Source organism: Streptomyces lancefieldiae (assembly GCF_031845825.1).
GTDB lineage: Bacteria > Actinomycetota > Actinomycetes > Streptomycetales > Streptomycetaceae > Streptomyces > Streptomyces lancefieldiae.
In genome coordinates this window covers 1-565 of record NZ_JAVRFH010000280.1, presented here as the reverse complement: position 1 = coordinate 565, position 565 = coordinate 1, and the positions used below count along the sequence as shown (strand labels likewise).

General features: G+C 73.5%; 1 pseudogene. It reads left to right on the top strand.

The window, feature by feature from the left end:
• Positions 1–94: 94 nt before the first annotated feature.
• Positions 95–565: pseudogene (locus RM812_RS42135) on the top strand (hypothetical protein); the annotation flags it as partial.

The window sequence follows — 565 nt, the reverse complement described above, 5'->3', positions numbered from 1 at the left end:
GGCTCGGAGCCACGGTCACCCTGCCGGGCTTCATGGGCAGCGCCGTCCCCGCCACACCCGCGGTCGCGCCGGCCGTGCAGCCGGAGGGAGCCAAGTGACCCCGCTCGCCCTGTCATTGCTCATCGGTGCTGGTATGGGCGCCGGCCTGTTCCTGCTCGTACGCGAGCTCTTCCCGTCCGGGCCCGCTCTCGGCCCCGCCCTGGAGCGCCTGCACGGCACCCCGGCCCCCCGCTCCCGCAAGAGCGACCAGGACGAGGCGCCCTTCCTCACTCGCACGGGCGAGGCGGTGGCCGAGCGGGTACGCCACTGGCCCGGCATCACCATCCCGGTCAAGAACCTGAACCTGGTGGGCGAATCAGTCGGTGAACTGTTCGGCGCGAAGCTGCTCCACTTCACCGTGGGCCTGCTGCTGCCGTCCCTGTTCACCCTGATCGTCGCGATGGCCGGCATCCAGTTCCCCATCGCCCTGTCCGGCCTGGTCGGGCTGCTGACCGGCGCGGCGTTGTGGTGCCTGCCCGACCGGCAGCTCGCCCGGCGCGCCGCGCGCGCCCGCGCCGAGGCCTCC